We start from the raw sequence: 4,372 nt of genomic DNA, 5'->3' as shown, positions 1-4,372 counted from the left end.
GGTCGGCGGGCTAGGCCCGCGGTTGCCGCAAAGTCTGGTGAAGCTGACGGCCGGTTTTTACCCGACCGAACCGGCCAAGGCACCATGACCCCTCTGGTCAAACTGCGCACCTTGTTCATTGGCCTGGCCCTGTTGTGTCTGCTGGCGATCTGGCTGTCCCTGGCCCTGGGGCCGGTGAGTTTGCCGCTGTTCGATACCTTGCGCGCCGCGTTGCGCTTGATGGGTTTGCCAGTGGCCGCCGAAGGTCTGGAGCAGGCCGAACTGATCCTCGGTCAGATCCGTCTGCCACGCACCCTGCTGGGGCTGGCGGTGGGCGGGGTATTGGCATTATCGGGGGTGGCGATGCAGGGGCTGTTCCGCAACCCGTTGGCCGACCCGGGGCTGGTCGGGGTGTCCAGCGGTGCGGCACTGGGCGCGGCGTTCGCCATTGTTGGCGGCTCGGCGCTGGGCGGCTTGCCCGAAGCGTTCGGCCCCTATGTGTTGTCGTTGTGTGCGTTCCTCGGCGGGCTTGGGGTTACGGCATTGGTTTATCGCCTCGGCCGGCGCAACGGCCAGACCCATGTCGCGACCATGCTCCTGGCCGGTATCGCCCTGACCGCGCTGTCCGGCTCGGCGGTGGGCTTGTTCACTTACCTGGCGGACGACGCGACCCTGCGCACCTTGACGTTCTGGAACCTGGGGAGTCTGAATGGTGCCAGCTATGCGCGGTTGTGGCCGCTGTTGCTGGTCAGCGTTGGCGTAGCACTGTGGCTGCCACGACGGGCCCGGGCACTCAATGCTCTGTTGCTGGGTGAATCCGAAGCCGCCCATTTGGGCGTTGATGTCGAAGGGCTCAAGCGTGAACTGGTGTTTTGCACGGCCCTGGGGGTTGGCGCGGCAGTGGCGGCGGCGGGCATGATCGGCTTTGTCGGGCTGGTAGTGCCGCATTTGGTACGGTTGATGGCCGGCCCCGATCATCGCGTTCTGTTGCCGGCTTCGGTGCTGGCGGGGGCGAGCCTGCTGCTGTTCGCCGATCTGGTGGCGCGTCTGGCGCTGGCTCCGGCGGAACTGCCGATCGGCATCGTCACGGCATTCATCGGGGCGCCGTTCTTCCTCTATTTATTGCTGCGAGGACGCGCCTGATGTTACGAGCGCAGAATCTGCACATCCAGCGGGGTCGCGAGACCGTGTTGGCTGATGTCAATCTTGAGCTGCATCCCGGCCAGGTGCTGGGCGTGCTCGGGCCCAACGGTGCAGGTAAAAGTACTTTGCTGGCGGGGCTGTGCGGTCAATTGCCTCCTGCGCAGGGACAGGTCTGGCTCGATGATCGGCCTTTGTCCCAGTGGGACGGCGCCGAGCGTGCCCGCCGCCTGGCGGTATTGCCGCAGTCATCGACCCTGGATTTTGCCTTCCGCGTCGAAGAAGTGGTCGGCATGGGGCGCCTGCCTCATCAGTGTGGTCGAGTGCGTGACGAGCAAATCGTTGCCTTGGCGTTGCACGCTGCAGACGCGGCGCATCTGCACGGTCGCAGTTACCTGGCGCTGTCGGGAGGCGAGCGTCAGCGGGTGCACCTGGCGCGGGTCTTGGCACAGTTGTGGCCAGGGGAAGCGGGGCAGACCCTGCTGCTCGACGAACCGACCTCGATGCTCGATCCACTCCACCAGCACACCATCCTGCAAGCGGTGCGTGAGTTTGCCGATCGCGGCGCGGCCGTATTGGTGATCCTGCATGACCTGAACCTGGCAGCGCGTTATTGTGATCGCCTGTTGTTGCTCGCGTCCGGCCGGCCGGTGGCCCTGGACACGCCGCAACAAGTGCTGCGCCCGGAACCGCTCAAAGCAGTGTTTGGCCTGGAAGTGCTGGTGCAACCCCATCCGGAGCGCGGACATCCATTGATCATCGCCCGCTGAGGGTTGCCTGAGGATGTAGACGTGCGCCTGATCCTGATTCTGGCATTGAGTGTGCTGACGGCCTGTCAGAGCACCGCGCCGCCCCCGGTCGACGGGCAGATCCTTGATTTGCACAGTGGCCGGGCCATCACGCCTCAAGCGTTGATCGAGCGTCTGGCACGGGCGCCGCGAGTGGTGGTCGGCGAGCAGCACGACAATCCGGATCACCACGCGCTGCAGCTATGGCTGCTTCAGGCCCTGGCCGCGCAACGGGCCCAGGGCAGCCTCCTGCTGGAAATGCTGACACCCCACCAGCAGCCTCGCGTTGATGCGGTCCGCCAGTTACCTGCCTTGCCAACTGATCTTCCCGGTGCCCTGGATTGGTCGCCGGGATGGGACTGGAGCCTGTATGGTCCGGTCGTGGAGTTCGCCCTGACGCAACGCTATCCGTTGTTGGCCGCCAATCTGGACGCCGCCGAGATCCAGCGCGTCTACCGGCAGGCGCCGGACTTGCGAGGCGCCCGTGCGAATGCGGCAAGTGTGAAGGATCAGTTGCTGGAGCAGATTCGCCAATCCCATTGCGGCCTGCTGCCCGAATCTCAGATGCCGGCGATGCTGGCTGTCCAGCAACAACGTGACCGACGCATGGCCGAACGTCTGCTGGCTGCGCCATTGCCTGCGTTGTTGTTCGCCGGTGCCTGGCATGGACGAAAAGACGTCGGGGTGCCGCTGCATGTGCTGGACTTGGGGGCCAGTGAGGCGCCCACCGTCCTGATGCTGGCCGAGGAGGGCAGCGAGATGACATCGGTCATGGCAGATTACGTGTGGTACACCAAGGCCGCTCCCCCTGAGGATTACTGCGCGCAGATGCTTGAACACAGCGCATTTCCTCCAGACAAAAAAAGACCCGACAAAAGTCGGGTCAAATAACCGTGATTAGCCTGATGAGGAGATATCTGAGAGTCCGAACCAAGGGCTATTCAAATATCGACCAGTCTCGCGACCGGATGCGCTAATCATAGCGATTCTCATTACCATGTCAAACGTTGTTTTTTAAATTGGCCCAAATAACTTTCAACCGGAGGCCGTGTGGCGACAAACAAGGAGAATGGTCAGGCTTTGTGACGCGTCGAAACGGCGTCCAATTGTTTGTTCAAGGCTTCCTTGCGTTCGGCGGGGATGTCATTCCAGTGCACATCCATCAATGCGCCCTCAATGGCATAGAGCAACACCTTCGAAGCCCGGAACCCGCGAGTGCGTACTGCGCGATAGGCATCAACCGCTCCGAGGCGACGCAGATCCGAGGCGCTGTGGATGCCCACGGCATGCAGCCACTGGGCTGATGTCTTGCCCAGGTTCTTCAGGTGTTGCAGTTCATCATTCATCGAACCTCCTTGCGACGGCCGACTGGTGCAGTGGGCAAGCTTCTCAGGAGTGTAGCGGTCAGTAGGAAAAACGTGATTCTTTGGTGGGATTTGAAGCAAAAGCTTCTAATGCATTACGCACGATAGGTGGGGGCGCGCGGCAAGATGCAGCGTCCAGCGCAGGCGGGGGCGCTGGAGATCAATTGGGTTGACGGCAGATTCGGCCCGATTCAGCGGGTGCGGTAGCGCAGCCGGGTGCCAAAGTTCATCGACATCAGAATTTCGTCGGCAGACAGTTCTGCCGGGAAATAGGCGCCCGATATTTGCGCATGGGCCAGGCTGGCACCTTCCAGGGACGACTTGCGAAAATCGATGCCGCGCAAATCCGCGGAGCGGAAGTAAGCGTCGGTGAAATCCACGTCGTCGGCATTGAGCTCTCGCAGATCCAGACCACGAAAATCGCCGCCACGCATATCAACCGGGCCTTGTGGCCGTTCGTTGTTGAAACCGGCAATGTCGTCTTCGCGCAGCAAAGCATAAAGCGGGGTACTGAGAAGCTTGGGTAGGCTCATTTCATATCACCTGTTGGTTTTATGACGCCAGTATAGTGCCACTGTTTGACGGCCGTGAAGGGTGGGCAGACTCCACGGCCGAAATAGTTTTTTACAGGCCTGGCAAGCGTTGACGAATCTGCGCGACCACGATGTCGAGCGTGCCGCTTTCATTGGTCTGGACCCGTTTGCTGCACAGGATTTCCGCAGGGGTGAGTGCTTCGCGGCTGGCCTGTTGGGCGGCGATAACGGCCAGATTTGCGTCGGACGGATCTGTCTGATCGGCCTGACGCTGCGCCAGCCTGCTCTCGATAACCGCTTGTGGCGCATTGCAATCGAGGATCAGGAACGGAGCGCCCGTGGCCTCGGCAACTTTCGCCGCAGCATCGCGCTGATCGTGTTTGAGGTACGTGGCGTCGATCACTGCTGGGAAGCCGGCATGCAGGATGACACTGGCGATTTCATGCAAGCGGGCATAAGTGGCGTCGCTGGCGCCGCTGCTATAGATGCCGGCTTGTGGATCATTGGGCACTTGCTGCTCACCAAACAGACGCTTGCGCTCAACGTCCGAGCGCAAGCGAATGGCGCC

7 protein-coding genes are annotated in these 4,372 nt (G+C 61.9%); 4 read left to right on the top strand and 3 right to left on the bottom strand.

What is annotated here, in order from left to right:
• The 4 genes from GSM73_RS28290 to GSM73_RS19390 form a co-directional block, all read left to right on the top strand.
• On the top strand, positions 1-88 hold an 88-nt coding region (locus GSM73_RS28290), incomplete at its 5' end, for a hypothetical protein (RefSeq protein WP_372241401.1).
• Between the two features lie 50 nt (positions 89-138).
• A complete protein-coding gene (locus tag GSM73_RS19400) occupies positions 139-1,122 on the top strand; it encodes an iron ABC transporter permease (protein ID WP_171061425.1) in 984 nt (327 codons plus the stop codon).
• Positions 1,122-1,889, top strand: a complete 768-nt coding sequence (locus GSM73_RS19395) for a heme ABC transporter ATP-binding protein (RefSeq protein ID WP_160893582.1) — start codon at positions 1,122-1,124, stop codon at positions 1,887-1,889. The genes GSM73_RS19400 and GSM73_RS19395 overlap by 1 nt, the downstream gene beginning before the upstream one ends.
• 21 nt (positions 1,890-1,910) lie before the next feature.
• Entirely contained in the window at positions 1,911-2,798 is an 888-nt protein-coding gene (locus GSM73_RS19390; protein ID WP_160893580.1) for a ChaN family lipoprotein, read from the top strand.
• Positions 2,799-2,980: 182 nt separating this feature from the next.
• On the opposite strand, the gene GSM73_RS19385 is transcribed toward GSM73_RS19390, so the two are convergent.
• The 3 genes from GSM73_RS19385 to GSM73_RS27590 all read right to left on the bottom strand — a co-directional run.
• Positions 2,981-3,253 carry a TfoX/Sxy family protein gene (locus GSM73_RS19385; RefSeq protein WP_047229837.1) on the bottom strand — a complete coding sequence of 91 codons (273 nt, stop codon included), beginning with the start codon at positions 3,251-3,253 and terminating at the stop codon, positions 2,981-2,983.
• 209 nt (positions 3,254-3,462) lie between these two features.
• The gene (locus tag GSM73_RS19380; protein ID WP_047229836.1) at positions 3,463-3,804 is read right to left on the bottom strand and encodes a pentapeptide repeat-containing protein; all 342 of its coding nucleotides are present in this window, start codon (positions 3,802-3,804) and stop codon (positions 3,463-3,465) included.
• Positions 3,805-3,895: 91 nt separating this feature from the next.
• A partial coding sequence (locus tag GSM73_RS27590) for an ATP-binding protein (protein WP_256676984.1) occupies positions 3,896-4,372 on the bottom strand: 477 nt, incomplete at its 5' end.

Origin of the sequence: Pseudomonas sp. PICF6, assembly GCF_009831705.1 — a bacterium.
Classification (GTDB): domain Bacteria; phylum Pseudomonadota; class Gammaproteobacteria; order Pseudomonadales; family Pseudomonadaceae; genus Aquipseudomonas; species Aquipseudomonas rhizophila.
The sequence above is the reverse complement of the archived record's forward strand: the minus strand, read 5'-3'. Positions and strand labels throughout refer to the sequence as shown.